At 45.1% G+C, this 25,172-nt stretch carries 19 protein-coding genes; 14 read left to right on the top strand and 5 right to left on the bottom strand.

Translation table 11 applies throughout. The features are described from left to right. Nucleotides 1-7: 7 nt before the first annotated feature. Nucleotides 8-1,297, bottom strand: a complete 1,290-nt coding sequence (gene murD / locus SUN_RS11370; protein WP_012083966.1) for a UDP-N-acetylmuramoyl-L-alanine--D-glutamate ligase — start codon at nt 1,295-1,297, stop codon at nt 8-10. 1 nt (nt 1,298) lies between these two features. After that, nucleotides 1,299-2,357 (bottom strand): phospho-N-acetylmuramoyl-pentapeptide-transferase, encoded by a 1,059-nt coding sequence (gene mraY, locus SUN_RS11365; protein ID WP_012083965.1) that lies wholly within the window; start codon nt 2,355-2,357, stop codon nt 1,299-1,301. A 67-nt stretch (nt 2,358-2,424) separates the two neighbouring features. Between mraY and gpmI the strand changes: the two genes are divergently transcribed. The 3 genes from gpmI to fabG all read left to right on the top strand — a co-directional run bounded on the left by gpmI (nt 2,425) and on the right by fabG (nt 5,175). Further along, on the top strand, nt 2,425-3,909 hold the full coding sequence (gene gpmI, locus SUN_RS11360; protein WP_012083964.1) for a 2,3-bisphosphoglycerate-independent phosphoglycerate mutase: 1,485 nt from the start codon (nt 2,425-2,427) through the stop codon (nt 3,907-3,909). Between the two features lie 75 nt (nt 3,910-3,984). Next, the gene (locus SUN_RS11355; RefSeq protein ID WP_012083963.1) at nt 3,985-4,329 is read left to right on the top strand and encodes a TerB family tellurite resistance protein; all 345 of its coding nucleotides are present in this window, start codon (nt 3,985-3,987) and stop codon (nt 4,327-4,329) included. 102 nt (nt 4,330-4,431) lie between these two features. Then, on the top strand, nt 4,432-5,175 hold the full coding sequence (fabG, locus tag SUN_RS11350; protein WP_012083962.1) for a 3-oxoacyl-ACP reductase FabG: 744 nt from the start codon (nt 4,432-4,434) through the stop codon (nt 5,173-5,175). A 108-nt stretch (nt 5,176-5,283) separates the two neighbouring features. Here the strand turns inward: fabG and SUN_RS11345 are convergent, their stop codons facing one another. Next, nucleotides 5,284-5,943, bottom strand: coding sequence for a COG2426 family protein (locus tag SUN_RS11345; protein ID WP_012083961.1), 660 nt, complete (start codon nt 5,941-5,943; stop codon nt 5,284-5,286). Nucleotides 5,944-6,135: 192 nt separating this feature from the next. On the opposite strand from SUN_RS11345, the gene SUN_RS11340 reads away from it, so the two are divergent. The 3 genes from SUN_RS11340 (at nt 6,136) to SUN_RS11330 (ending at nt 9,001) form a co-directional block, all read left to right on the top strand. Next, nucleotides 6,136-6,786: a response regulator transcription factor gene (locus tag SUN_RS11340; RefSeq protein ID WP_012083959.1), complete on the top strand. Its 651-nt coding sequence runs from the start codon at nt 6,136-6,138 to the stop codon at nt 6,784-6,786. A gap of 6 nt (nt 6,787-6,792) precedes the next feature. Next, nucleotides 6,793-7,647, top strand: coding sequence for a sensor histidine kinase (locus tag SUN_RS11335; RefSeq protein WP_012083957.1), 855 nt, complete (start codon nt 6,793-6,795; stop codon nt 7,645-7,647). Nucleotides 7,648-7,714: 67 nt separating this feature from the next. After that, complete coding sequence (locus SUN_RS11330; RefSeq protein ID WP_012083956.1) at nt 7,715-9,001, top strand: chloride channel protein; 1,287 nt, start codon at nt 7,715-7,717, stop codon at nt 8,999-9,001. An 8-nt stretch (nt 9,002-9,009) separates the two neighbouring features. On the opposite strand, the gene SUN_RS11325 is transcribed toward SUN_RS11330, so the two are convergent. Next, nucleotides 9,010-10,287 carry an MgtC/SapB family protein gene (locus SUN_RS11325; protein ID WP_012083954.1) on the bottom strand — a complete coding sequence of 426 codons (1,278 nt, stop codon included), beginning with the start codon at nt 10,285-10,287 and terminating at the stop codon, nt 9,010-9,012. 3 nt (nt 10,288-10,290) lie between these two features. Further along, nucleotides 10,291-14,259 carry an HAD-IC family P-type ATPase gene (locus tag SUN_RS11320; protein ID WP_012083953.1) on the bottom strand — a complete coding sequence of 1,323 codons (3,969 nt, stop codon included), beginning with the start codon at nt 14,257-14,259 and terminating at the stop codon, nt 10,291-10,293. 139 nt (nt 14,260-14,398) lie between these two features. Between SUN_RS11320 and SUN_RS11315 the strand changes: the two genes are divergently transcribed. The 8 genes from SUN_RS11315 (at nt 14,399) to SUN_RS11280 (ending at nt 25,171) form a co-directional block, all read left to right on the top strand. Next, the gene (locus SUN_RS11315) at nt 14,399-15,799 is read left to right on the top strand and encodes an MBL fold metallo-hydrolase RNA specificity domain-containing protein (RefSeq protein ID WP_012083952.1); all 1,401 of its coding nucleotides are present in this window, start codon (nt 14,399-14,401) and stop codon (nt 15,797-15,799) included. 81 nt (nt 15,800-15,880) lie between these two features. Further along, nucleotides 15,881-16,609: an energy transducer TonB gene (locus tag SUN_RS11310; RefSeq protein WP_012083951.1), complete on the top strand. Its 729-nt coding sequence runs from the start codon at nt 15,881-15,883 to the stop codon at nt 16,607-16,609. Between the two features lie 94 nt (nt 16,610-16,703). After that, nucleotides 16,704-18,716, top strand: a complete 2,013-nt coding sequence (locus SUN_RS11305) for a TonB-dependent receptor (protein ID WP_012083950.1) — start codon at nt 16,704-16,706, stop codon at nt 18,714-18,716. A gap of 260 nt (nt 18,717-18,976) precedes the next feature. Continuing rightward, nucleotides 18,977-21,577 carry a Sec-dependent nitrous-oxide reductase gene (nosZ, locus tag SUN_RS11300; RefSeq protein WP_012083949.1) on the top strand — a complete coding sequence of 867 codons (2,601 nt, stop codon included), beginning with the start codon at nt 18,977-18,979 and terminating at the stop codon, nt 21,575-21,577. Between the two features lie 199 nt (nt 21,578-21,776). Continuing rightward, on the top strand, nt 21,777-22,559 hold the full coding sequence (locus SUN_RS11295; RefSeq protein WP_012083948.1) for a hypothetical protein: 783 nt from the start codon (nt 21,777-21,779) through the stop codon (nt 22,557-22,559). A gap of 1 nt (nt 22,560) precedes the next feature. Continuing rightward, the gene (locus tag SUN_RS11290; RefSeq protein WP_012083947.1) at nt 22,561-23,784 is read left to right on the top strand and encodes a nitrous oxide reductase family maturation protein NosD; all 1,224 of its coding nucleotides are present in this window, start codon (nt 22,561-22,563) and stop codon (nt 23,782-23,784) included. Further along, nucleotides 23,785-24,609 (top strand): 4Fe-4S dicluster domain-containing protein, encoded by an 825-nt coding sequence (locus tag SUN_RS11285; protein WP_012083946.1) that lies wholly within the window; start codon nt 23,785-23,787, stop codon nt 24,607-24,609. Further along, a complete protein-coding gene (locus tag SUN_RS11280) occupies nt 24,602-25,171 on the top strand; it encodes a c-type cytochrome (protein ID WP_012083945.1) in 570 nt (189 codons plus the stop codon). Before SUN_RS11285 ends, SUN_RS11280 begins: the two co-directional genes overlap by 8 nt. Nucleotide 25,172: the final 1 nt, after the last annotated feature.

Below are 25,172 nucleotides of genomic sequence, written 5' to 3'. Positions count from 1 at the left end.
TTTAGTTTTAATCTTTACTTAACTTTTTTACCAAGTTTATAAAAATTTCTCCTCTTTGGGCATAATTTTTGAACTGGTCAAAACTTGCAGCGGCGGGAGAGAGCAGTCCAACATCATTTGCGTCCATCTTTTTGTCAATATTGGTGACAGCATTTTCAAGTGTTTTCGACTCTGCTGCTTCAATGTTATATTCGTTGGCAAGAGAAAGCAGTCTGTCACTGTTTGTTCCAATGGTATATAATGTAAGGGAAACTTGTGACATGGCATCGAAAAAAGGATGCAGGTCGACACCTTTGTCATCCCCGCCGGCGATGAGATGGATATGATGATCGTCATAAGCCCTGATGGCCTGGATGGCAGCATCGACATTGGTGGCTTTGGAGTCATTTACCCAGAGTCTTCCTTTTGCATCATGAATTTCCTGCTGCCTGTTGAGGTCCATTTTGAAAGTGTTGATACGGTCATAATCGACCTCATCAAAGAGAATCCGTGTGATCGCCAATGCCAGCATGGCATCTTCGAGGAAAGCTGCTTTGAAGTTGATGCGGGCTGGATTGATATTGAAATAGTCTGAAAGAAAGTCGATGGAGTCATATTCGACCACGAAAGCATCGGTCTCGGGCAAATTCAGACCTTTGTGTACAAGCGCAAGCTCTCCCTCTCTCATGGTGAGCAGGGGTCTGAGCTTGTCAGCTGCATAGGCTTCTGCCGTACCGTGCCAGTCAAGATGATCCGGAGTGATGGGAAGCAGCAAGTAGATGTTGGGTGAAGCGGTCCTTGTATGGTGAAGGGTATAAGAGCTTGTCTCCAGTACCCAGACAGGTGCCTCTGTGTCCAGGTCTGCCAACGGTGTACCGATGTTACCACCGCTCACCGCTCCCCTGTGTTCCAGCAAGTGGGTGAGCATCTGTGTGGTGGTGGTCTTTCCGTTTGTGCCGGAGATCCAAACGGTGAACGGTTTGGTATACGTAGGGTGCTGTGTCCTCACAGCAGCAGTATCACAGCTTGGGGTTCCCGGTGCCGTCGGGGGACAGCACCCTACAGGAGAAAGGAAGTAGTCGTATTCGCTCAATAGATGTTTCGCTTTTTGGATAAGCGGATGATCCGGTTTGAGGCTTGGTGTGGTGACTTCAAGTTCGCTTTTATCCGGATCGAACATGGATGAAGGATAGATATGGTTTCCCATTTCATCCGTGTAAGGTTCATTTGTCTTGTCATCGAAGAAAGTACAACCACCGCCAAGTTTTCTGGCGATCGCCTTTGTGGTAAGACCGTATCCGAATAGAGTGGGTTTCATATTATCTGATCTTCAGCGTTATGAGCGCGAGTAGGTTGGTGATGAAGGCAATCATCCAGAAGCGGACGATGATCTTGTTCTCTGCCCATTCTTTAAGTTCGAAGTGATGGTGCAGCGGTGCCATCAAAAAAATGCGTTTTTTTCGTAGTTTGTAGCTTCCGACCTGTAGAATGACAGAAAGGGTTTCCATGACGAAAACGAAACCGATGAGGATCAGAAGTACTTCACTTTTGCCCAGGATGGCGAGGTATGCGAGGAATCCGCCGATAGAGAGGCTTCCTGTGTCGCCCATGAATATCTCCGCAGGGTAGCAGTTGTACCACAAAAAACCCATCAATGCGCCGGCAAGTGCCGTAGTAAGCACAAGAACCTCCCCTACGCCTTTGATATGGGGCATGAGGAGGTAGTGGCTGATGATGGCGTGACCGGTAATGTAGACAATGACCCCGAGGGAGACGAGAGAGATGATGGATGGCACTGTAGCCAGCCCGTCAAGTCCGTCGGTGAGGTTCACCGCGTTGGTAACAGCAAGGAACATCAGTATCCAGAAAGGGATCGCGAAATAGCCCATGTCAAAAAGCGGTGTTTTGACGAAGGGTACGTAGAATTCGGTAGGGAAACCGGAGTAAATCAGCAGACCTGTAGAAATAAGGGCAATAACGATCTGAAGACCCATTTTCCCGCGGGGCGTTAGCCCCTCAAGATTGTCACCGGAGAGGATCTTCCCGATGTCGTCTTTGAAGCCTACCAGTCCGAAACCGATCAGGGTAAAAAGTCCTATCCATACATAAATGTTTTCCAGATCGATCACGATGAATGCGGAAATGACCGTGGCGGTAATGAAAACAGCACCTCCCATAGTAGGGGTTTTACTTTTCCCGGCATGGGCTGCTACATATTTGCTGATGGGCTGGTTGGCATTTTTGGAAATAGCCCAGGCGAGATATTTGGGCATGAGAATCAGGACAAGCAGAAATGCCAGAAGAAAAGCAAGACCGGCACGTACTGAGATATAGCCAAAAAGGTGCATGTGGAGCAGATTGTTCAATTCATAGAGCATAGGCGACTTTCATTTTTAGGTTTAAACAAGCTTATTTTACTATTATTTCAATAAAAAAGAGACAGTCATGGAACTACAGAAAACAGTGTTGATCATCACAGACGGTATCGGGTATAAACCACAGGGAGGCTGCAATGCATTCGAGGGAGCCAAAAAGCCTACCTATGACAGGCTTTTCAAAACGGCACCGTATGCTCTGATATCGACACATGGTCTGAGTGTCGGATTGCCTGAGGGACAGATGGGGAACTCTGAAGTGGGACATATGACGATCGGGTCCGGACGGGTCCTGTATCAGGATCTTGTCAAGATATCACTGGCACTGGAAGACGGTAGCATCGAGGAGAACCAGGCACTTAAAGAGATACTTGAAACGAGTGACCGTGTACATCTGATTGGACTGTTGAGTGACGGTGGGGTGCATTCTCATATCGAGCATACGATCGGTTTTGCCAAACTGGCAAAACACAGAGGCAAAAGAGTTTTCCTGCACCTCATTACGGACGGTAGGGATGTAAGTCCGACGTCTGCAAAGCGCTATATTGAACAGATTGAAGCGATCTGCGATGAAGATATCTCCATTGCTACGATAGGTGGACGTTTTTACACTATGGACAGGGACAATCGCTGGGAGCGGGTAGAAAAAGGGTATTGTGCCATTGCGGAAGCGACTCCAAAAACGACAATGAGCCCTGAATCCTATGTCGATGAGAGTTATGCGAGGAATGAAACGGATGAGTTCATTGAGCCTGTAGCCTTTGAGGGGTATGAGGGGATGAAGGAAGGAGATGCAGTCATCGTGACCAACTTCCGTTCCGATAGAGTGCGTGAGATAACAACTGCCCTGGGAGATCCGAACTTCGATACTTTCGATCGTAAGTTCATCCCCCTGCATATTGCAACGATGACACAGTATGATGCCTCTTTCCCTTATCCGGTACTTTTCCCCAAAGAGGCACCGAAAAATACTTTGGCAGAAGTGATATCGAGGGCTGGCTTGAGACAGCTGCATACGGCAGAGACAGAAAAGTATGCCCATGTCACTTTCTTTTTGAATGGCGGTATAGAAGAACCGATGATAGGGGAGAGCCGTGTGCTCATTCCCAGTCCGGATGTCAAGACTTACGACATGAAACCGGAAATGTCTGCACCTCAGGTCGGTGAAGCGGTCCGGAAAGCTATGGATGAGGCTTATGAATTCATTGTGGTGAATTTTGCCAACGGTGACATGGTCGGGCATACGGGCAATTACGATGCGGCACGGCAGGCAGTCGAAGCGGTGGACAGTGAACTTGGAAAGATCATTGAAAAAGCCAAAGAGGACGGATATGCTGTCGTGTTGACCAGTGACCACGGTAACTGTGAAGAGATGTGTGATATTGAAGGGCACGTTCTGACCAACCATACGGTAGGTGAAGTATGGTGTTTCATACTTGCAGATGGTGTGGATAAGGTCAAGGAAGGCGGAGGTTTAAACAATATCGCGCCTACGGTGCTGAAACTGATGGGACTGGACATTCCTGAAGAGATGGATGAACCGCTGATTGCATAGCGCAATAATATTTTGGTACAATGATAAGAAGAGTTCATTAATTACTTTGTGACATCATAGCTTAAAGGTATCAAAATGGAAAAGAAAATAAAAGAATCCGTAGGGACACTGCTGGCGCATATTATCAAAGTGGATCATCGGGATATTGAGAAAGAAGCACCGCTTTTTTGCAAGATCATGGGGCAGGATTTTGACTGTTCTCCCGAAGAGGCAAAAGCATTTCTTTACAAAATAAAAGATGAAGAGTATGACCTTGACAGGCATATAGAGATCATCAATCAGGCGCTTTGCGATGACAAGCTCTCGAAGTTTCACCTGCTTGAACAGTTGAACCATATTATCTATTCGGATGATATCAGCGAAGAGGATTACAAGATATTCGAGGATATCAAGAATAAACTTTTTGAATGTGACAAATAAACAGGGACGAGAAAGCTTCAGCCTCACTAAAATAATGAGTGAAACCATCCACAGGATACACTCTGGTAAAGTTTTCACTTCCAAAATTAAGAAAGGACAAGAATGAAATTTTCGGGAAATAATGTACTGGTAACAGGTGCAAGCCGCGGGATCGGTGCGCAGATAGCAAAGACACTGGCCCAGATGGGCCTCAAGGTATGGGTGAACTACAGAAGCGGCGAGGCTGAGGCCAATGCAGTAAAGGCTGCTATAGAGGCTGCCGGAGGCAAGGCCGAAGTGATCGGTTTTGATGTGAGTGACGAAGAGGCATTCGTCGCTGCGATCAAGTCGATCGTTACTGCGGATGGAGAACTCTCCTATCTTGTGAATAATGCGGGGATCACCAATGATAAACTGGCAATGCGTATGAAAACGGAAGATTTCATGTCGGTCATAGAGGCCAATCTCAAATCGACCTTCATCGGCTGCCGTGAAGCGGTCAAGGTGATGGGGAAAAAGCGTTTTGGCTCAGTCGTGAACATCGCTTCCATCGTAGGTGAGACAGGCAATGCCGGGCAGACCAATTATGCGGCAAGCAAAGGCGGAACGATCGCAATGACGAAGAGTTTTGCCATAGAAGCCGCGCCAAGGAACATTCGTTACAATACAGTCACTCCGGGATTCATCGCAACGGAGATGACCGATGTGCTTAAAGATGAGGTGAAAGACGCTTTTACCGCAAAGATCCCGATGGGAAGATTCGGTGAACCGAAAGAAGTAGCCGAAGCAGTCGCTTTCCTGCTCTCTGACCATGCTTCCTACATTACAGGAGAAACCCTAAAAGTCAACGGCGGGATGTATATGTGAGACGCGTTAAGAAAACGTGAACTGCTTCACGTTTTTAGTGTCGGAACCGAAGTGGTGGAGCAAAGCGACCCGCGTAGGCTGGTATAATCTGACGGCATTTACATGAACCTATTTTAACACATACCTCTTCATCAAATACCACACTCCCATTAAAATAGCCACTGTCAGGAACCCAATAGAGATGATATGACTGTACGTGACAAGAAAATCTTTGAAATGACCGATGAGGTAGACCCATAGTATAATGGCTATAAGGGTTGCCGAAAGAATGGTCGTCAGTGTTTTACGGTGGCTGAACCCGATGATATAACCTATAAAACTGCCTACGACCGGCCCCGTCATGGCGATCGGGCTGAGCACGAAGATTATCAGCCCGGGGATACCGTATTTTTTGATATAGGGCTGGTACTTCTTTACTGTTTTCTGTGAACGTTCAAAAAAGTTATGGAGGGGTTTGTAGGTAATGATTTCAAGTTTGTTCCAGCTCTGTACAAACAAGGGATAAAGTATCAGGACCATGATCGACTCAATGAAAAAGTTGAAGAATATCAATAATAGGGTATCCATCTGTGCTGAAATACCTATGGAGAGGCCTGCCATTCTTCCAAAAATGAGATTGGTTGCCGTGATACTTAAAAGAGGCTGTACGGTCCGGGGAAAAAAGAGGGCACTCAAGAAGATCAGCAAAACAAAAAGTCCTAAAAGTCCCAGTCCTATGATCAGTATCTTGCCTTCACTGTGTTTGAAAAATGAATGTTTCTGTTTCAAAAGTGTACCTTCTGTATTTCATTGTTCAAAATTATACAGTTTTGAGGTATAATCATCCATAAGTGTGGTGTGTTTTTCATCCAATACTCTGGCAGTCACAAACGCAAGCGTCCATTCCATGGGTAGCGTATTCCTTTGTCGTATCGGGTGAAAATATTTTTAGAAACCATTGTAAACATAAAGGAAAAACAGTTGGTATGTATACTTGTACTGGAAGATGATCAGCTTTTTAACGAGACTCTGGAAGATTTTCTGGAAGAAGAGGGATATGCAGTAGAGACAGCCATGGACCCTTATTCTGCATTGGAGATGAGCTACAAACAGGTCTTCGATCTTTATCTTTTCGACGTCAATCTTCCCTATGAGAACGGTTTTGACCTCTTGCAGAAACTGCGTCAGAGCGGCGATACCACGCCGACGATCTTCCTGACATCCAGAGAGGACAAAGCTTCTCTTTCGGAAGGCTTTGAAAAAGGGGCGGATGACTATATGAAAAAGCCGATCGACCTGGATGAACTGATGCTTCGCATACAGGCTGTACTGCGTCGTCAGATCCGTCAGGAGCGAATAATTATAGGCGAATACAGTCTCGATACGGCTGCCAAGACACTCTATCTGGACGGGGAAACACTTGATGTGACAAAAAAAGCGATCGAACTGCTGCTGCTGCTGATACAGGCTAAAGGCGAAGTGGTCAGCAGTGATGAGATCAAGGGCAGACTCTGGGCAGCGGGGCAGAGTGCCAGTGACGGTGCGCTTCGGGTCTATATCACGCAGTTGAAAAAATATTTCCCCGAGAATATTGTCAACATCCGTGGTGTAGGTTACCGGTGGGCAGAGTAGGGAAACGTGAAGATATCGAACCATAAAAAACAGATTCTGCTTGCAGCTCTTGGCTATTTTTCCAGTGTGGCGATACTTTTGAGTTTTGTCTATTGGTTTTTAAAGAATGAGGGTTTTTCCGAAGTGAATTTTCTTATGGCGGTACTGCTTGTGCTTATTCTTGCCGGGGGATGGGGCTATATTATCTCCTCTCATGTTCTGGCACCCAAAGCGGAACTTGATGCCAACCTTTCGCATCTAAGTTCGGAGATACTGCATGAACTGAATATCCCTGTCGCGACTATTAAAGCCAATGTATCTATGCTGAAAAAACATTTACAGAAGGAAGAGAGGTCCCTCAAACGACTGGAGCGTATTGAAGCATCCTCCGATAGACTGGAACGACTGTATGAAGAGTTGGTCTACAGTATTCAAAAAGAGATCCATCCTATAGAAAAAGAGGACGTGAATCTGTATCATTTACTTCATGAACGCATAGAGGCATTTGAATCATTCGGACGCAACAGTTTTCATCTTGATGTCGATGAGATGATGATCAGGGTCGACAGGATTGGCTTTGAGAAGATGATAGATAATCTGCTGATGAATGCGATGAAGTATTCGGATAAAACATCCCTGATTTCTGTGGTACTCGATGGAGATGTGCTTACGATCGGCGATGAAGGTGTGGGAATGGATGAGGCCGAACTTCTGAAGGTGTATGAACGTTACTATCAGAGTGACAGAAAAAAAGAAGGTAAGGGGATCGGCTTGGCCCTGGTCAAAGCCTACTGTGACGATGAAGAAATAGAGATACAGATCAGATCGAAAAAAGGCGAAGGGACCAGAGTATTGCTTGATCTCGGTCGGGTTCATGTCTGAACTTGAGAGCTTTTTATTCAAAAAAGTATATAATGAACTATGCAGAACAAGAGGATAGAGTAAGAGCATGATTGCCAAACTGATAATCGCAACATTGTTGACGGGTGTTATCAGTGGATTTTTCATTACCTTTTATGAAATGCTGATTGCATTTACAACACGGCTGCTGTTCATGGGGGACCCTTTTGAAACGATCCCTGTATTACCTACCTGGTATCTTTATGTAGTACCGACCGTAGCGATCTTTATTGTCAATTATTTGATCTCCAAAGACAATTACATCCGCGAATATGGTTTGACGGAGATCGCTGATTCTGTGAGTCAGAACAAGTTGATTATCAATGTCAAAACACTTTTTCTCAAGGTTATTGCATCCACGCTTTCGGTTTCCAGTGGATATGCCGTGGGTACGGAGGGCCCGTCTGCAGGTATGGGAGCGATGGTGGCCTATCAGATACACCGTCTGTTCAATCTTCCGACAATGCTGGTCAAGATGATGATCAGTGTGGGAGCGAGCAGCGGTATCGCCGCGATCTTCGTTTCTCCGCTTACGGGAATCGTCTTTTCCATAGAGAATATCGCCTACCAGTTTATCAAACAGTATATAGGATATGTGATTCTGAGTTCAGTGGTCGCTTTTTCAATCTCAGTGAAATTTTTGGACTCCATCTCATTTCACAGTTCCCTGGGCAAAGAATTTGATTACTATTATGTCATGCCGATCCTGATCTTCATCCCATTCATCACATTCTTTGTCTATCTCTACCTTTTTATGAAAAAACGACTTCTGCATATCATAGACCTTGAGATCTTTAAGAAGTTCCGTACAATGAGAAATATGGTGTTCTCTCTGATAGGCGGCAGCGTTGTAGGAACGGTGCTGCTCATCGAACCGCATGCAGGATTTTCGGGGAAAGAGATAGTGATGCACCTTATCAATAATAAGGAATCGATCTCAGTCTATTTTATATTTCTGATTATCATTTTGCGTATTATCGGGACAACGGTCGCTTTATATGCCAATGCTGTAGGTGGGCTCTTCCTGCCGCTGATGAGCATTGGAGCACTGGTCGGATACGGTTACGGTGAGATCATTACCTTTTATTCCCATTTTCCTTTTGAGCCATTCTTTTTTGCAGCAGTGGGTTCTGCGGTCTTTATGGGGGTGGTGATGAAACTGCCGTTGACAGCAGTGGTGCTTGCCCTCGAACTGACCTTTGATTACAACATTCTGGTGGCTACGGGTGTCAGTGTGGTGCTGGTCGGTTACCTGACCAGTTTGCAGTTCGATATACGCAAAAAGTATGTCACACAGGCGGAAGAGGCCTCCGAGCCGAAAAACAGTTCACATTGAACTTTTTGTCAGGTTATGAACGGCAGGAGGATGTTTATCCAGACGCCTGCCCCTATCATGCCTGTGGTGATCAGGACGAACCATAATACTCTGATGCCCAACTTTCTGCCACCCATCCAGAAAACGATCCCCAGCTTGACATAAGTGTTGACGACAGAAGCGATAATGATCCCGTTGACGGCAGTCAGTATAGGCAGTTTATTGTCGGCTTCAAGCTGTGAGAGTGAAAGGGTAATGGCATCGACATCGGTAATGCCCGAAAAGGAAGAGACAATGTAAACACCGATATCTCCATATCCTTGTTTGACTATGGTAATGGCACCATAGATGACTCCGAAAAGTATACCGAATTTGATGGCTTCACTGAGCTGCAGGGGATTCTTATTTAGTATTTCGTTCTGTATACCCGGTGCTGTTTGGGTAGCCTGTTTATAGACGATATAGACATAGGCGAAACCGCTCAAGGCAGCCAGAGTGTAAGGCAGGAGCAAATGCCAGGCAACTTCCATATTAATTACCAGTGCTTCAAAAAGTACACGCAGATACATCAGGGTACAGGCGATGGCAATACCTGCCGCATAATTGTTCAGATACTCTTTTTGCGCTGTATACATCTTTGAGAGGGAGATTGAAACAGCAGTAGAAGAGATAAGCCCGCCGAAAAGCCCTGTAAGCAGTACGCCCTGCTTGTTCCCAAGGATCTTGATAGCAATGTAGCCCACAAAGGAGATCGCTGCAATGATAACGGCCATGAGCCATGTTTTGTAGGGATTGAAGAGCTTATAGGGGCCGATCATCTCATCGGGCAGGATGGGAAGGATCAAAAAGGTCATAGCAAGTAGCAGGATACTGGCATTCAGATCTGTGGGAGTGATGTTCTTTTCTATTCTCTGCAGTCTTGGTTTGATGTCAAGCAGGACGATCATCATAACCCCGATGAAAATAGCATATTGCTCCAGATGGAAATAGGTCATCAGCCCAAGCAAGTAGGTGATGATCGCGGCGATCTGGGAGGTCATCCCCATTTTCTTGTAATGGATGTTCTTCATATAATACGAAAGTATGATGATACCTGCTATAGAGGCAGAGACGACCACTATAAGGGAAGGGGCAAATTGGTACATCCATCCTGACATAAATCCCAGAAGTGATATCAGTGCAAATGTACGTGAACCTGCGGCGAATCCGACATCGTTACTGTAGAGATGGGACATCGTACGCTGAAGTCCTATGGCAAAGCCGAGCAAAACTGCGATCAATAGAGATTTTACCAGTATGTAGTCCATAGATCAGGCTCCTTCTTTCTCTGTATGTGCGTTTTTGGATTTTAACAAGAACCATTCTACTGTTTTGTAAAGTTCGGTCACGACAAAGATCGGCAGGGAGATCTCAAAGATCAGAAGCCAGTCTTTCCAGCCAAGCGGAACGGTATGCAGGGCATCCTGCAGAAATGGTACATAAACGGCTGCTACCTGCAAAGAAACGGTCACCAGCCATGCAGCGATCAGCCAGATATTGCTGAAAAAGCCCATAGTGTAGATAGGGGCATGCAGAGAACGGTAGTTGAATACATTCATTTTCTCCAAAATGATGATAGCTGTGAAAGCAGCGGTCTGTGCCAGCCCGATGGCCTGTGCTTCAGGCAGGCCGGAACTGAGATAATGATGGAATATCCATAGTGTAGCACCACCGATATATCCGCCCAACAGTATGATCATGAGAATTCCTCTGTATTGGAGGAAAGATTCACTGCTGGCCCTTGGCAGACGATGCATGGTACCTTTTTCAGCTTTTTCCATGCCCAATGCCACAGCGGTCATCCCGTCCGTGACCAGGTTCATCCATAAGATCTGCACAGGCAGGAGGATCAGCGGTCCTCCCAGAAGGATATTGACAAAGATCGCTATGACCTCTCCGATATTCGATGAGAGCAGATAGGTGACAAATTTCTTGATGTTATCATATTGCCTGCGTCCTTCTCTGACTGCATTGATGATGGAGGCGAAATTGTCATCAAGCAGTATCATGTCTGCTGCACCTTTGGCGACATCTGTTCCTCTCATTCCCATGGCAATACCGATATCGGCTTTTTTAAGTGCGGGTGCATCATTGACCCCGTCACCGGTCATGGCCGTAACCAGGCCTTCATCCTGCAGTATTTTGACAATTCGTATTTTGTCTGCCGGGGTAGTTCTGGCAAAAATCGCTCCTTCATGTATCGCATTTTTCAAAGCGTCATCATCAAGCGTATCCAGTTGGCTGCCTGTAATACCATGCTTGGCATCCAAACCTACCTCTTTTGCGATCGCCATGGCAGTAAGTGGTGCATCTCCGGTGATCATCACTACATTGATACCTGCCGTTCTGGCTGTTTGTATGGCATGATGTACTTCGGGTCTTGGCGGATCGATGATGCCGACGACTCCCAGGAGAACCAAATCGTTCTCCACCGCATCGGCATCGAGTTTGATCCCTTTAGGCAATACACGTTTTGCCAGTGCGAGTGTACGCAGGCCGTTTCGTGCCAGTTGGCTGTAGGCATCCTCGAAGGCTTTTTTCTTCTGTGCATCAAGCGCTTGTACTTTTTCCCCGTCGAAATAGTAGTTTGAACGTTCCAGGAGTACTTCGGGTGCTCCTTTGATATAGGCGATATTTTTGCCTTTTTCCTGAACGATGACACTCATGCGTTTTCTCTGAGAATTGAAAGAGAACTCTGTGGTGATCTTTTCGTCCACTTCCGGCGTCAGCCAGGCTTTATAGGCTGCAACGATCAATGATGCTTCTGTGGGTTCACCGGTGATCTTCCATTCATCCTTTTCCTTGGTCAGCCCGGCATGGGTACAGACAAGCCCGGTTTTGAGCAGTTCAATCAGATCCTGTCTCTTTTTGTAATCCACCTTTTTCTTATCTTTTTCAAAGTGGCCTTTTGGATCATATCCGCTTCCTGTTACATCTATTTCACCGCTAAAAAGCCATACTTTTTGTACGGTCATCTGGTTTTGTGTGAGTGTGCCTGTTTTATCAGTACAGATGACGTTGGCACTACCCAGTGCTTCAGCTGCCTGCAAACGGCGAAGCAGGGCTTTTTGGCGGACCATCGCTTTGACACCGAGTGCCAGTGTAATGGTCACAACTGCCGGCAGACCTTCAGGTACGACCGCTACGGCGAGAGAGATGCCCGTCAGAAACATTTCCATCATATCTTTGCCCAGAAGGTATCCGATGATGGCGACAAACGCTGCGATGGCAACAGAGAAGATCCCGAGTTTTTTACCCAAAACCGCCAGTTTTTTCTGTAAAGGTGTCTGTGTGCTGCCCACCTCACTGGTCATTTTTGCGATCTTCCCGAATTCAGTTTGCATACCCGTAGCAACGACGATGCCTTTGGCATAGCCATTGACCACATTGGTGCCCATCCATGCCATGGAGCTCCGTTCCCCCAATGCACTCTTTTGAGGTACAGCTTTTGTGTTTTTCAAAGAAGCAACGGACTCTCCGGTCAGCGCGGACTCGTCTACTTTGAGGTTGACTGCCTCAATGAGCCGGAGATCTGCCGGTATTTTATCTCCGATTTCGAGAAAAACGATATCACCGGGGACCAGTTTGGTTGAATCGATCTCCTTTTTCTCTCCGTCTCTCAAAACCTTACAGCGCAGGGAAAGCATTTTTTGGAGTGCTTCTATGGCTTTTTCAGCTTTATACTCCTGTATGAATCCGAGAATACCATTCAAAATAACAATGATCATGATAGTGACGGCATCACCTACTTCTCCTATGGCAAAGGAAATTGCCGCGGCAATAAGCAGGATGATGATCAGAACATCCGTAAACTGTCTGAAGAGTATCCAGTACCATTTTTCTTTGTGTACTGAACGGATACGGTTTGGACCATAGTGTGCCTGACGCTGAACTATTTCATCTTTGCTTAGACCTTTTTGCGGATCAGTACCCAGGGTCTTGTATACCGTGTCGAACTTTTGGGCATACCACGGTATTTGTTCTTTTTCAGGTTTTTCTATTTTTTTCTTTTTTGTTTTGGATACAGCAGACTGCATCAGCGTTTCTTTCCAGAACGAAACCAACAGAGAGAAAAGAAGCGGTACTACGATCGTAGAGACAGAAGAAGCCGCTACCAGTGCAGTAAAGAGCTGGATGTCTATCAACTGTGCATCGAGTAAAAGTTTTGCCACGATGATCTCGGTAGTAAGCCGGGCGTTCAGTCCGATACCGATCGTCCATGCTTCTTTGCTGTTAAGCTGTCCCATGGGGACCATGAGAAAAATACCGATGATCTTACCTACGAAGGCAGCCAGAAAGAGCAGGATTGCAAGTTCAGGTGCTTTAATCATACCGCTGAGATCAACACTCATACCTATCCATAAGAAAAAGACAATGCCAAAAAAGCCGTAGCTCACGGCTCGCACTGCCTTGGTGGCCTGAATGCCTACATCCCCTGCCATAGTAAAGACCGGACGCATGAGCATACCTGCCACAATGGCACCTACAACCAGACCAAGATCCGTTCGTTCTGCAAACCCACCAAAAACAAAAAGAACGATGATCATTAATAAAATGAGATTGGCAACCCGTATCTTTAACCAATGAGAGAGAGGAAGAAGGATCCATTTGTGTACCACCCAGGCAGCAGCAATAAAGATGATAATATTGAGTACAAGGTCGATTATCGCAGTGGAATCATTTGGGACCAACCCGCTTTTATCGCCAATCCACAGAGAAACAAAAGCGATAAGGAAGACTTCTATCACATCATCAAGGACACCCGCACCTACAATATAGTTGCCAACCTTGGTTCTGATAAGATTGAATTCATCCAGTATGGGTACTATCACCGCTTCGGCTGTGGGCATACGGGTCAATCCCACCACAAAAGATACCATCCAGTCATACCCCAGGTAGCGCATCACTGCTATACCCAGTCCAAAAGGGATGATGGTGTTCAATACCGTGGCTATTATGATGTTTTTACTTTGCGAACGCATCTCCTGCATATCGATCTGCAGACCGATAAAGAAAAGCAAAAAAAGTACGCCCAGTTCGGCAAGCAGGGTAAAGATCTCATTGAAGATACCATGGGAAAGCAAATCACCGATCGGGGTATAGTGTGCACCCATGGCGACAAAAAGTGCAGCCAATATACCCGGGATCCGCAAACGTTCCATAAAACCGGCCAAAATATAGGTCAGTCCGAAAAGCAGTGCCAACAACAATAAAAATTGCCCTACTATCTCACTGCTCATTATTTAGCCTTGTTTCTGAAATGTTTTATTATACCACTGATTTGGATAAATATATGCCAAAGCCAAGTCGTGCCATAAAAGCATAGTGTAAAATAAGAAAGAGTAGAATGAGAATCTAATCTAATTGAAAGGAACCTTCATGGCTACAGTCGTCTCCTACGGTGCAGCGGAAGTGGTGACCGGCTCCTGTCACCTGTTTACGATAGACGGAGGTCCTCAAATTCTTGTGGATTGCGGGATGTTCCAGGGGCAGGAAGAGGAGCGTAACTACGGTCCTTTTGATTTTAATCCTTCCGAAGTGGACTATCTGTTGGTCACCCATGCCCATCTGGACCATGTTGGGCGCATACCGAAGTTGGTAAAGGAGGGATTTACCGGAAAGATCTATGCGACCCACGCGACACATGACCTTGCCGAGATCATTCTGCTTGACAGTGCCAAGATCATGAAGGAAGATTTTAACACCAAATACAAAAAGGCCCAGCGGCAGGGAAAAGAAGAGGGTGTCATGGAACCCTTATACGCAGAAGCAGATGTGGAAGATGTGTTCGAGTTTGGCTGGCACTATCCGGAATATGACAAGTCTTTCACTCTGGAGGATGGTATAGAGATCACCTACCGGGATGCCGGCCATATTCTCGGGGCCGCTTTCATTGAAATACGTTATAAAGAGAACGGCGTGGACCATACAATAGTCTTCTCCGGAGATATAGGCAACGATACCGAGATCGTCATGAAAGACCTTGCTCCGTGTACTCATGCCGACTATCTGTATGTAGAGTCCACCTACGGCGACCGTGACCACCAAGGTGTAGAAGATACTGTTACGGAATTCAAAAGCGTGATCATCAAGACCATGAAAGACTGGGGAAATGTCATCATCCCCTCATTCGCCGTGGAACGGACACAGGAACTTCTCTGCATCCTGAAGCAGATGCACAGGAGAAAAGAGTTGCCGCAGTGCAAAATATTTGTCGACAGCCCTATGGCGACCCGTGCAACGGAAGTGTACAGGAACTATTCCGAACTGTTGAGTTCCGAGTGTCAGGAGATCAAGAAAGAAGATGGAACGATCTTCGATTTTGAGAACCTTGTCTATACCCTTGATGTAGAAGCTTCCAAAGCCATCAACGACATGGATACCCGTGCGATCATCATCGCGGGCAGCGGTATGTGCAACGGCGGCAGAATACTGCATCATTTCAAAAACCGTTTATGGAACAAGAAGAATGCCGTTATTTTTGTCGGCTATCAGGCCGTCGGTACTTTGGGAAGACATATCGTTGACGGAGCACGATGGGTGAAGATCTACAATGAAGATATCCTCATCAAGGCGAGTATTCATACCATTAACGGATTCTCCGCCCATGCGGACCAGAAAGGCATTGTCAAATGGATATCGCAGATCGAAGATCTTAAGCGTATTTATCTTGTGCATGGAGAAGAGGACAAAGAGGTGATCCTGCGCTCTGTACTTGAGAATGAACTGCATGCCAAAGCACATATCGTGGAGCCTGAAGAGGTGATCTATCTGGCATAGGTTTTTTTGCTATTGATTCAGATTAACACATATTTAATATATCTTTGATACACTTCAACATTTTTATACAAAAGGGAAGTAGTGGTCAAACATCGCAATCTGGTATCCTTCATCATTACCACACTTCTCTACGCCCTGCTTTTCGGGGGGTACTTCTACCTGATACGTACCTATATTATTGCAGATCAGGCAGCGCAGGACAGTGCCATCCAGCTCTGCCTGAGCGAATTCGTTCCCGAAGTGGTTCCCGAAACCCAGGAGGTGGAAGAAGAATCGGTTGTAGAAGAAGAACCGGAGCCTGAACCCGAACCAGAGCCTGAACCGATTGTTAAAGAGGAGCCGGTGGTTGAAAAGGTCATCCCGGAACCTGTCAAACCCAAAGTACTTCCTGTACCTGAAGTAAAAAAGCCAAAGCCAAAAAAGAAAGAGATCAAAAAGAAGAAAAAAGTCAAGAAAAAAAAGATCAGAACACGTACGGCACAAAGCAGCAGGGTAGGAGTAAAACGCCGGGGAAGCGGACATGCCAGTGCCTCAGAGAAAAACCGTTTTCTGGCTACGGTGAGACAACGGATCAACCGGAACAAAAGTTACCCGCGTATTGCCAAACGCAGAGGCATGCAGGGGTCGGTTAAAGTGCATTTTACCATACTTCCCAACGGTCATGTAGGGAACATTTTGGTCAGCGGTCCCAAAGTCTTTCACAGCTCGGCACGCAAGGCGGTGAAAAAGGCATTTCCCATCTCTACGAAAAATGTTCCCTTTTCTCTTCCCAAAACGGTCAATTTGACGCTTCGGTATCAGCTAAGATAGCAAATTTCATTACTTTCCTTATAAAAAAGATAAAATTAACACATAATTAACAGAAGCATGCCACAATACCCAAAACAATTTTGGAGGAGTTACGATGAAAAAGGGAATCTATCTCTCTTTGGTGTGTGCCATGTCGCTGTATGCAGCAGAAGTAGAGCTTGGCACGATCGACGTGGAAGCAAAGGTCGATACGGAAGTGGTCAAAGATGTACATGGGGAGGATATCAGGTCAGCCGATGTGGCCGAAGCTTTGATGAAGCAGTCATCCTCTGTGACGTTGGTACGAAGAAGTGGGATCGCAAACGATATTATTGTCCGTGGACAGAAGAAGGACAATATCAATGTTACAATAGATGGCGCAAAGATCTACGGTGCCTGTCCGAACAGGATGGACCCTCCTATTTCACATGTCCTGGCAAACAACATTGACTATATCGCTATAGATGACGGTCCTTTTGATGTAGAGAGTTTTGGTGCATTGAGCGCAAACGTGGATGTAGAAACGCTCAAGCCTACCAAAGAGCTTCATGGTGATGCAGCTTTGAATTTCGGTAGTTGGGATTACAAAAAAGCTTCGGCCATGATCAGCGGCGGTACGGATCGTATCAGATTCCTTCTGAGTGCTTCGGGCGAACGCGGAGGTCAGTATGAAGATGGCGACGGTAATAATTTTGCCCAGCAGATGGATAACTATATCGCCGATAACCTGAACGGCAATCCGGTCCATGACAAAAAGTTGAAAGGGCAAGCACTCCTGCCTCAATATCGTGATATGGATGCTTTTACAAAGAAGACTGTTCTGGCAAAGATGTACTGGGATATTACGGATAACCAGCAGCTGAAACTGAGCTATACGGGCAACAGAAGTGATGATGTCCTCTACCCGACGACACCAATGGATGCCTTGTATGATGATTCCAATATCTATAATGCGGAATATGTCCTCAACGAACTGGGACGCTACTCCAAAGAGCTTGATATACAGCTGTACAAATCAGACGTGGATCATCCTATGAGCAATAAGTACAGAAAAGCATCCAATATGATGTTGATGAAGAACTGGCTGACTACTGACACGCAGGGAGCCAAGATCAAAAACAGATTCGATCTTGACAATCATGAAGTGACGCTGGGTATCGATTACAGTCTGCGTAACTGGAACGGTGCCTATTATGGAAAGAACGATATGTATAAAGGGGTGAGTATCCCTGATGTCGATACGGAAAATATCGCCTTTTTTGCCAAAGACAAGATACATTTTGACAAGTTTGAAGTCGATCTTGGCTTGAGATATGACGATACATCGGTAGAACCCGGTCTGGGAACATTGCAAAGTAATGACTACAACGCGTTGAACGGAAATATATTGTTAACCTACCATATGGATGAAAAGACAAAACTCTTTGGAGGCGTAGGCCGTTCGTCAAGAGTACCGGACGGACGGGAACTCTATTTTCAGAAAAAAGGCAAGGTACTTGGAACTCCTGATCTGGACCTTGTGACCAATACGGAATTTGACATTGGCGGAGAGACACAGTTTGAAGATGCAACACTCAAAGCAAAATTCTTCTACAGCGAACTGGGAGATTTCATCTTCTACAATGCCGATAAAATGATTCACCGTTTTGAGAATATGGATGCGACACTGTATGGTTTTGAAGTAAGCGGAAGCTATATCGTGACGGATAACCTGTATGTTGACGGGGCACTCTCCTTCCAGAAAGGTGAAAAGGATAACCCTCTTAGTGGACAGACCGGAACCAATATGCCGGAGATCCCGCCAATGAAACTGATTGCGGGGATCAACCTTGAAGAGCCTGGCGACTATCTGCTGCGCGCCGAAGTTGTTGCGGCAAGTGCATGGGATGACTATGATGCAGACAATGGTGAGCAGTACCTTCCCGGATATGCCGTGCTCAATCTTAAAGGAAGCAAAACGTTTGCGGATCACTTTGAAGTAACGGTAGGTGTAGATAACCTCTTTGACAAAACTTATGCCGTTTCGAACACCTATGAGGACCTGACACTTATTTCAGGTGGCGGTGAAGTAATGCTTATGAATGAACCAGGACGTTATATCTATACAAACCTGAGTTATAAGTTTTAATACTGTGCAGGGTGAGCTGATGCTCAGCCGCATCCCTGCTATTGTTTTTTTGTTCTGATTCCTGCATGCTGATCCTGACAATCCTTTTTTCTTAAATATTTTAAAATACCAGCAAAAAAGATATCCCTTTCTACCCAAATGTTAAATTAGTGTTAAATTCTTGACGTAAATCAATTATCTTAATAATAATAATAAGCTATAATGGAGCTATGGGCAATAATGCTGTTGCATTGTTGACTAAAATTCTTTAGGAGGAAATAATGAGCTACAAGTTAAGCAAATTGACATCGCTTTTTCTTGGGTCTGCATTGAGTGTATCTACACTTTTTGGTGCAAGTGCCCTGGATAATGTGATGAAAGAGAGAGGTTTGACGCAGGCTGACCTGTTGGCAGCGGCTAAAACCTATACACCAAGCGGTGGACGTGACAAATATATCGTATTCTCTTCGGGCGGTCAGTCCGGACAGATAATGGTGTATGGTGTTCCGTCAATGAGAATTCTCAAATACATCGGTGTATTTACACCGGAACCTTGGCAGGGTTGGGGTTATGATGATGACACCAAAAAAGTCCTTGCCCAGGGTAATATCAGAGGAAAGAAGATTACGTGGGGTGACACACACCACCCGGCACTTTCCGAAACAAACGGTAGATATGACGGTAAATGGCTGGTTATCAATGATAAAGCCAATCCACGTCTTGCTGTTATTGATTTGAAGGACTTCGTTACCAAGCAGATCGTTGTGAATCCTGTTTTCAAATCTGACCACGGTGGAGCATTCTTTACACCGAATTCCGAGCACATCCTGGAAGCGTGTCAGTACGGCGCTCCGCTTGACAACAACTATCACCCGATCGAAGAGTACAAAGAGACGTATCGTGGTGGTGTAACAGTTTGGAAGTTTGACCCGAAAATAGGAAGAATAGATCCGAAAAAATCGTTTACGATCGAAATGCCTCCTTATATGCAGGATCTTTCCGATGCAGGTAAAGAAGCAAGTTTCGGATGGGGATTCACCAACTCATTCAACTCCGAGCTATATACAGGTGGTATTGAAAAAGGTCTTCCTCCATTCGAAGCGGGTATGAGCCGTAACGATACGGATTTCCTTCATGTATATAACTGGAAAAAACTGGCTGAACTTGCAAAAGATCCTAAAAATGTAAAAATGGTCAATGGTACCAGAGTTATTCCTATGGAAGTTGCGATCAAGAATGATGCGCTTTTCCTTATTCCAGAGCCAAAATCACCTCACGGTGTCGATGTATCACCTGACGGTAAAAGCATTGTTGTCTGTGGTAAACTTGATACACATGCGACCGTGTATGATTTTGACAAGATACAGGATGCGATCAAGCATAAAGCGTATGTAGGTAAAGATCCGTACGGTATTCCTATTCTTGATCTGAAGAAAACAATGCACTGTCAGGCTGAGTTGGGCCTCGGGCCATTACATAACCAGTATGGTAAGAACTGGAAAGACGGTGAGATCTATACGTCTCTCTATGTTGACAGCCAGGTTGTCAAATGGAACTACAAGACCTGTAAAGTGGAAGACAGACAGAATGTTAACTACAACATCGGTCACCTTTGTGGTATGGAAGGTAAAACGGAAGATCCTCAGGGAGATTACATCATCGCATTGAACAAACTTGCGATTGACAGATTTAACGAGATCGGGCCATTGCACCCTCAGAATCACCAGTTGATCGATATTCGTGGTAAAAAGATGCAACTGCTCTACGATATGCCTGTTCCATTGGGTGAGCCTCACCAGGCAGTAGCCATCAGAGCAAGCAAACTGAAGACAGAAGTACGTTATAAGATGGGAACCAATGCCTTTACAGGTAAGGTACATGAAGGTAAAACACTCGCCGGTCAGGAAAAGATCGTAAGAAAAGGAAACCATGTCTATGTTTACGGAACAGTGGTCAGATCACACATCAACCCTGAACATGTAACAGTGAACAAAGGTGATACAGTAACCTTCTATCTCACAAACCTTGAAAGAGCTGAAGATGAGACACATGGTTTTACAGTAGATACGTATAATGTACATACATCTCTTGAGCCGGGTAAAACAGTTGCTGTAACATTCAAAGCAGATCTTGAAGGTGTATTCCCTTACTACTGTACAGAATTCTGTTCTGCACTGCACCTTGAGATGATGGGTTACCTCTTGGTCAAAGATCCGAACAAGAAGTATACAGCAGCCAAGAAACTTAAAATGGCAGCAATGAGTCCTGAGCAGCTCAAAAAAGAGTATGACCAGACTGTAGCAGTGAACAATGCGACAGACAAAGTTATCCAGAGTGTTGTGAAGTTCCTTAAAGAGAACCATTATGAGAAGTTCCCGACCATTAAAGCATTGGTAACAGATGCATTGGATCAGTATGGTAAGATCCCTGAGCAGAAGAAGAAAGCAGATGAAGCTGTTAAAGCAGGAAATCTGGATAAAGCGATCCTCTTCGAAAACATGATCTGGCAGTATATGGTTAAGACGGCGGACGTTGGTATCAGAGCGAAAGACCTTTTGGTCAAAAAAGTAGCTAAACCTATGAGCCCTGCTGCTAAGCGTGGTGAAGCAGCGTATCTTGAAGGTGGATGTAACGGATGTCACGTTATTGGTAAAGTATCTTCAGGTCCAGACCTGACAGGTGTACTCCAGAGACACGAGAATGGTGAAGCATGGGCTGCACAGTGGATCATGCATCCTGAAAAAATGTATGATGATGACTATATCAAATCTATGATCAACTACTTCAACCTACGTATGCCTAACCAGGGTATGACGGAAGAACAGACTAAAGATATTATCGAATATCTTAAGTGGATCGACGAGAACGCAAACCTCTTTTAAGATCTACATTCTACAAAGGGCTTAAAGCCCTTTGTAGCCTACATTATAATTCCCACTTATATTTTCAAAATATAATTTATCTTGATAGATATCAAGTCTATTCATAGAATAAAACGGTAGAATATGTAAAAGATAATAGCTATCTCAAAAAACTCGATCTATTCAAGTTTTTTGGTATATCTATTAAGAAAGGATACATATGAGTTCTTTGGCAAAGTCAAGAATATTTACACTGCTGGCATTGGGCATTCTGCTTTACTGGTTCGTGATCCCCGCGGTGTTCACGCACAATGTGGTAGAGATGGGAAGACAGGGCAAGGGAGACCAGCTCTCCGACCTTACCGTCAAGACTTGGGATTATTATCAGAAGGGCAGGTATGTTTCGCCCAATATCCCCAAAGAGGATGCGAACAATCTGAAGAAAATGATCGAGGATGATATGGAGTTGAATGTAGTGACCGCACCGATCTGGTATGTGTCGCTCGAAGCACCGAATTACCCTAAAGATGCATTTCCTGAAGGGATCCCAGTCTTTTATCATTTTGACGGATTCAGCGGTGATGTTCATGAAATGAATACGATCAACCACTATATCGGAATGGATCCGATGGAGAGAGGGGCACCATATCTTCGTTTGTTGGCTCCATATGCTTTGATCTTCGTAGCATGGCTTTTGGCCATGTTCATGATCTACAACAACAGGATCTTCAATCTTCTGATGCTAATCCCTGTGGCATTGCCGATCGTTTTCATAGGTTTCTACTCCTATTGGCTCTATTGGTTCGGACATCATATGCATGATTGGGGGGCTTTCAAGATCAAGCCCTTCACCCCTACGGTCTTCGGGGACGGTAAAGTCGCACAGTTTACGACACACTCTTACCCGACGATTGGTTTCTGGCTCCTGGTAGCTATCTCTGTGTTGAGTATTTTGGCACTGGCGGCAAAACGTAAATATCAGAAAAGCGAACAAGCAGCCTAAGATGTTACAGAAGATCATAGCATTCACTATCGCAATCAGTTCACTGTCTCTATCAGGCAATGTATTGCAGGATGCTATTGATCAGGCAAAACCGGGCTCCCGCCTGGAGTTACCGGCGGGGCTTTATCATGGAAATATCGTGATAAACAAACCGCTTATCATAGACGGGAAAGATCAGAAAGCCATCATCGAAGGTGACGGAAAAGGTACTGTGGTGACTATCACGAGTTCCGGTGTTACCGTGAAAAACCTAACCATCAGACACAGTGGTGAAGAACATGAAAAGGTCGATGCAGGTATTTCCATGCAAAAAACGACACAGTGTCATGTAGAAAACAACAAAATCGTTGACTGCCTGTTCGGGATCGATATGTCCGAAGTGAGTAATTCGGAGATTAATGATAATTATATCGAGTCCAAACCGTTTGACCTCGGTATCCGGGGAGATGGTATCCGCCTGTGGTACAGTAATGACAACCATCTGAGCGGGAACCATCTTTACAAGTCACGTGATTTTGTTGTATGGTATTCACACGGGAACCTTATAGAAAAGAACCGAGGAGAGTACGGAAGGTATTCTCTGCATTTTATGTATACCGGAAAGAATATTGTCAAAGACAATGTCTATAAACATAATTCAGTAGGTATCTTTTTTATGTATTCTCAGGACACGATCGCAACAGGAAACCTGATACAGAATTCACTGGGAACAACCGGACTGGGAATCGGTATGAAAGATGCAAGTAATTTTGTACTCAAAGACAATACAATCATCTATTGCGCCAGAGGGTTGTTCATTGACCGGTCGCCCTATGAACCTGATACGACGAATCTCATTGAAGGCAATCGTATTATTTACAACAGTGAGGGGATACATTTTCACTCATTGAGTCTTCATAACAGGTTTGTCGATAATATTTTCAAAGGGAATATCGAAAATGTAATGAATGATTCGTATAATACGAGAATAACCGAAAATGAGTTTGACGGAAATTACTGGGATGATTATGAAGGATTTGACAAGAATGGTGACGGCATAGGCGACGGACCGTATAACTATTATGCATATGCGGATAAAGTATGGCTGCTCAATCCGAATATCAAGTTCTTTTACGGGTCCCCTGTGATCTCGATATTGAATTTTCTGGCAAAACTGGCTCCTTTTTCGGAACCGGTACTGCTGTTGAGTGACAAGCATCCCAAAATGCATGAAGGACAGGTATAAATGGAAGAGAAAGTACAGAAAACTATTTCAAAAGAAGAGAAAAAAAGACGCCAGTTCATGAAGCAGGCCGTAGGCCTGGGTGTACTCGGCATAGCTGCTGCAGGCGGCATCTGGGCAGCAAAAGACTTCAAACTGACAAAGGGACGGCTGCGTCCTCCCGGAGCTGTACCTGAAGAGCAGTATCTTTCAATGTGTATCAAGTGCGGGCAGTGCCTCCAGGTCTGTCCCTATGATTCTATTATGCTGGAAGATATAGATGGGAAAGCAGGTGTGGGAACGGCTTATATTGATCCTCTGGCAAGGGGATGTTATCTCTGTGAAGCCTTTCCCTGTGTATTGGCATGCCCCACTGGGGCACTCGATCATGAAGCGAATGTGATCGAAAAAGTACACATGGGTATGGCAATCGTGGTCAATGAAAGTGCCTGTATTGCCCTGGATAACAAGAAGGTGACCAATGAGATGATCGGCCGGATCTACGACCATACCAAAGTGATCAGTGATACAGAGCGTCAAAACAGAAAAGTAGTTATGAACCCCAATGATCCTGAGAAGGTCATACTTCAAAAAGAGCTTTTGCAGAAGTTGAGCGCACAGGAAGGAAAAACATGCAGTCTTTGTGCAGATCTCTGTCCTTTTGAGCCTGATCCGAGCCAGGCAATAGGCATGATCTCAAAAGATGGTGGATTGTTCCCCGAGATACGCGAAGCATGTGTCGGATGCGGTGCCTGTGTGGAACTCTGTCCTACCAAGGTTTTACAGATACTTCCGTATGCCACCTATGCAGATGTCTATGAAAAAAATAAAGGAAGTCAAAATGCGTAATAAAACATTGGTCCTTTCACTGGGAGTCAGTCTGCTCATTTTGGCTGGTTGCGGTGAAGAGAAGCCAAAAGAGTCAGCTGGTAAAGAAGCCAGTGCCAAAGGTATCGTTGTGACTGAAGGTGCTGTAAAAGCCCTGGAAAAAGAAGATGATTCCAAAGAGAACAGTGGACAGTTCTACTATTCCTACAATAAAGAGAAAAAAGGCAGTAGTGAGTATAATTCCGAAACTTCGAAAGTAAGAACAGAACTTGATGCCTACAGAGATATCAGGTCACCGTATGAACGAGTACAGATCACTCTGATGGTTCAACAGCTCAGTCCGGATTACCGTCTGCTTTGTTCTGCCTGCCATGATGATTATGCCAATGGTGTGATCGGACCGGCACTGCTGGACAAGAATGCCACCTTTATCTTTAGCCAGATCAAAGCATTTAAGACCGGAGAAAAAAAGAATGCATTGATGAAAGAACTGGTAAACCGTATCGATGAGCAGAGACTACAGAGTATCGCCAAAGAGATAGAGAGATTCAACACACAAATCAAAGAGATGAGGAGTAAATAGA

It is taken from the genome of Sulfurovum sp. NBC37-1 (genome assembly GCF_000010345.1).
Classification (GTDB): Bacteria; Campylobacterota; Campylobacteria; order Campylobacterales; family Sulfurovaceae; genus Sulfurovum.
The sequence above is the reverse complement of the archived record's forward strand: the minus strand, read 5'-3'. Positions and strand labels throughout refer to the sequence as shown.

Bases quoted from the DNA above. Each gene is read 5' to 3' on its own strand.
- SUN_RS11280 (WP_012083945.1), top strand. From the start codon at position 24,602: ATGCGTAATAAAACATTGGTCCTTTCACTGGGAGTCAGTCTGCTCATT.
- SUN_RS11315 (WP_012083952.1), top strand. From the start codon at position 14,399: ATGGCTACAGTCGTCTCCTACGGTGCAGCGGAAGTGGTGACCGGCTCC.
- nosZ (WP_012083949.1), top strand. From the start codon at position 18,977: ATGAGCTACAAGTTAAGCAAATTGACATCGCTTTTTCTTGGGTCTGCA.
- gpmI (WP_012083964.1), top strand. From the start codon at position 2,425: ATGGAACTACAGAAAACAGTGTTGATCATCACAGACGGTATCGGGTAT.
- mraY (WP_012083965.1), bottom strand. From the start codon at position 2,357: ATGCTCTATGAATTGAACAATCTGCTCCACATGCACCTTTTTGGCTAT.
- SUN_RS11285 (WP_012083946.1), top strand. From the start codon at position 23,785: ATGGAAGAGAAAGTACAGAAAACTATTTCAAAAGAAGAGAAAAAAAGA.
- SUN_RS11305 (WP_012083950.1), top strand. From the start codon at position 16,704: ATGAAAAAGGGAATCTATCTCTCTTTGGTGTGTGCCATGTCGCTGTAT.
- murD (WP_012083966.1), bottom strand. From the start codon at position 1,297: ATGAAACCCACTCTATTCGGATACGGTCTTACCACAAAGGCGATCGCC.
- SUN_RS11320 (WP_012083953.1), bottom strand. From the start codon at position 14,259: ATGAGCAGTGAGATAGTAGGGCAATTTTTATTGTTGTTGGCACTGCTT.
- SUN_RS11355 (WP_012083963.1), top strand. From the start codon at position 3,985: ATGGAAAAGAAAATAAAAGAATCCGTAGGGACACTGCTGGCGCATATT.
- fabG (WP_012083962.1), top strand. From the start codon at position 4,432: ATGAAATTTTCGGGAAATAATGTACTGGTAACAGGTGCAAGCCGCGGG.
- SUN_RS11290 (WP_012083947.1), top strand. From the start codon at position 22,561: ATGTTACAGAAGATCATAGCATTCACTATCGCAATCAGTTCACTGTCT.
- SUN_RS11330 (WP_012083956.1), top strand. From the start codon at position 7,715: ATGATTGCCAAACTGATAATCGCAACATTGTTGACGGGTGTTATCAGT.
- SUN_RS11325 (WP_012083954.1), bottom strand. From the start codon at position 10,287: ATGGACTACATACTGGTAAAATCTCTATTGATCGCAGTTTTGCTCGGC.
- SUN_RS11295 (WP_012083948.1), top strand. From the start codon at position 21,777: ATGAGTTCTTTGGCAAAGTCAAGAATATTTACACTGCTGGCATTGGGC.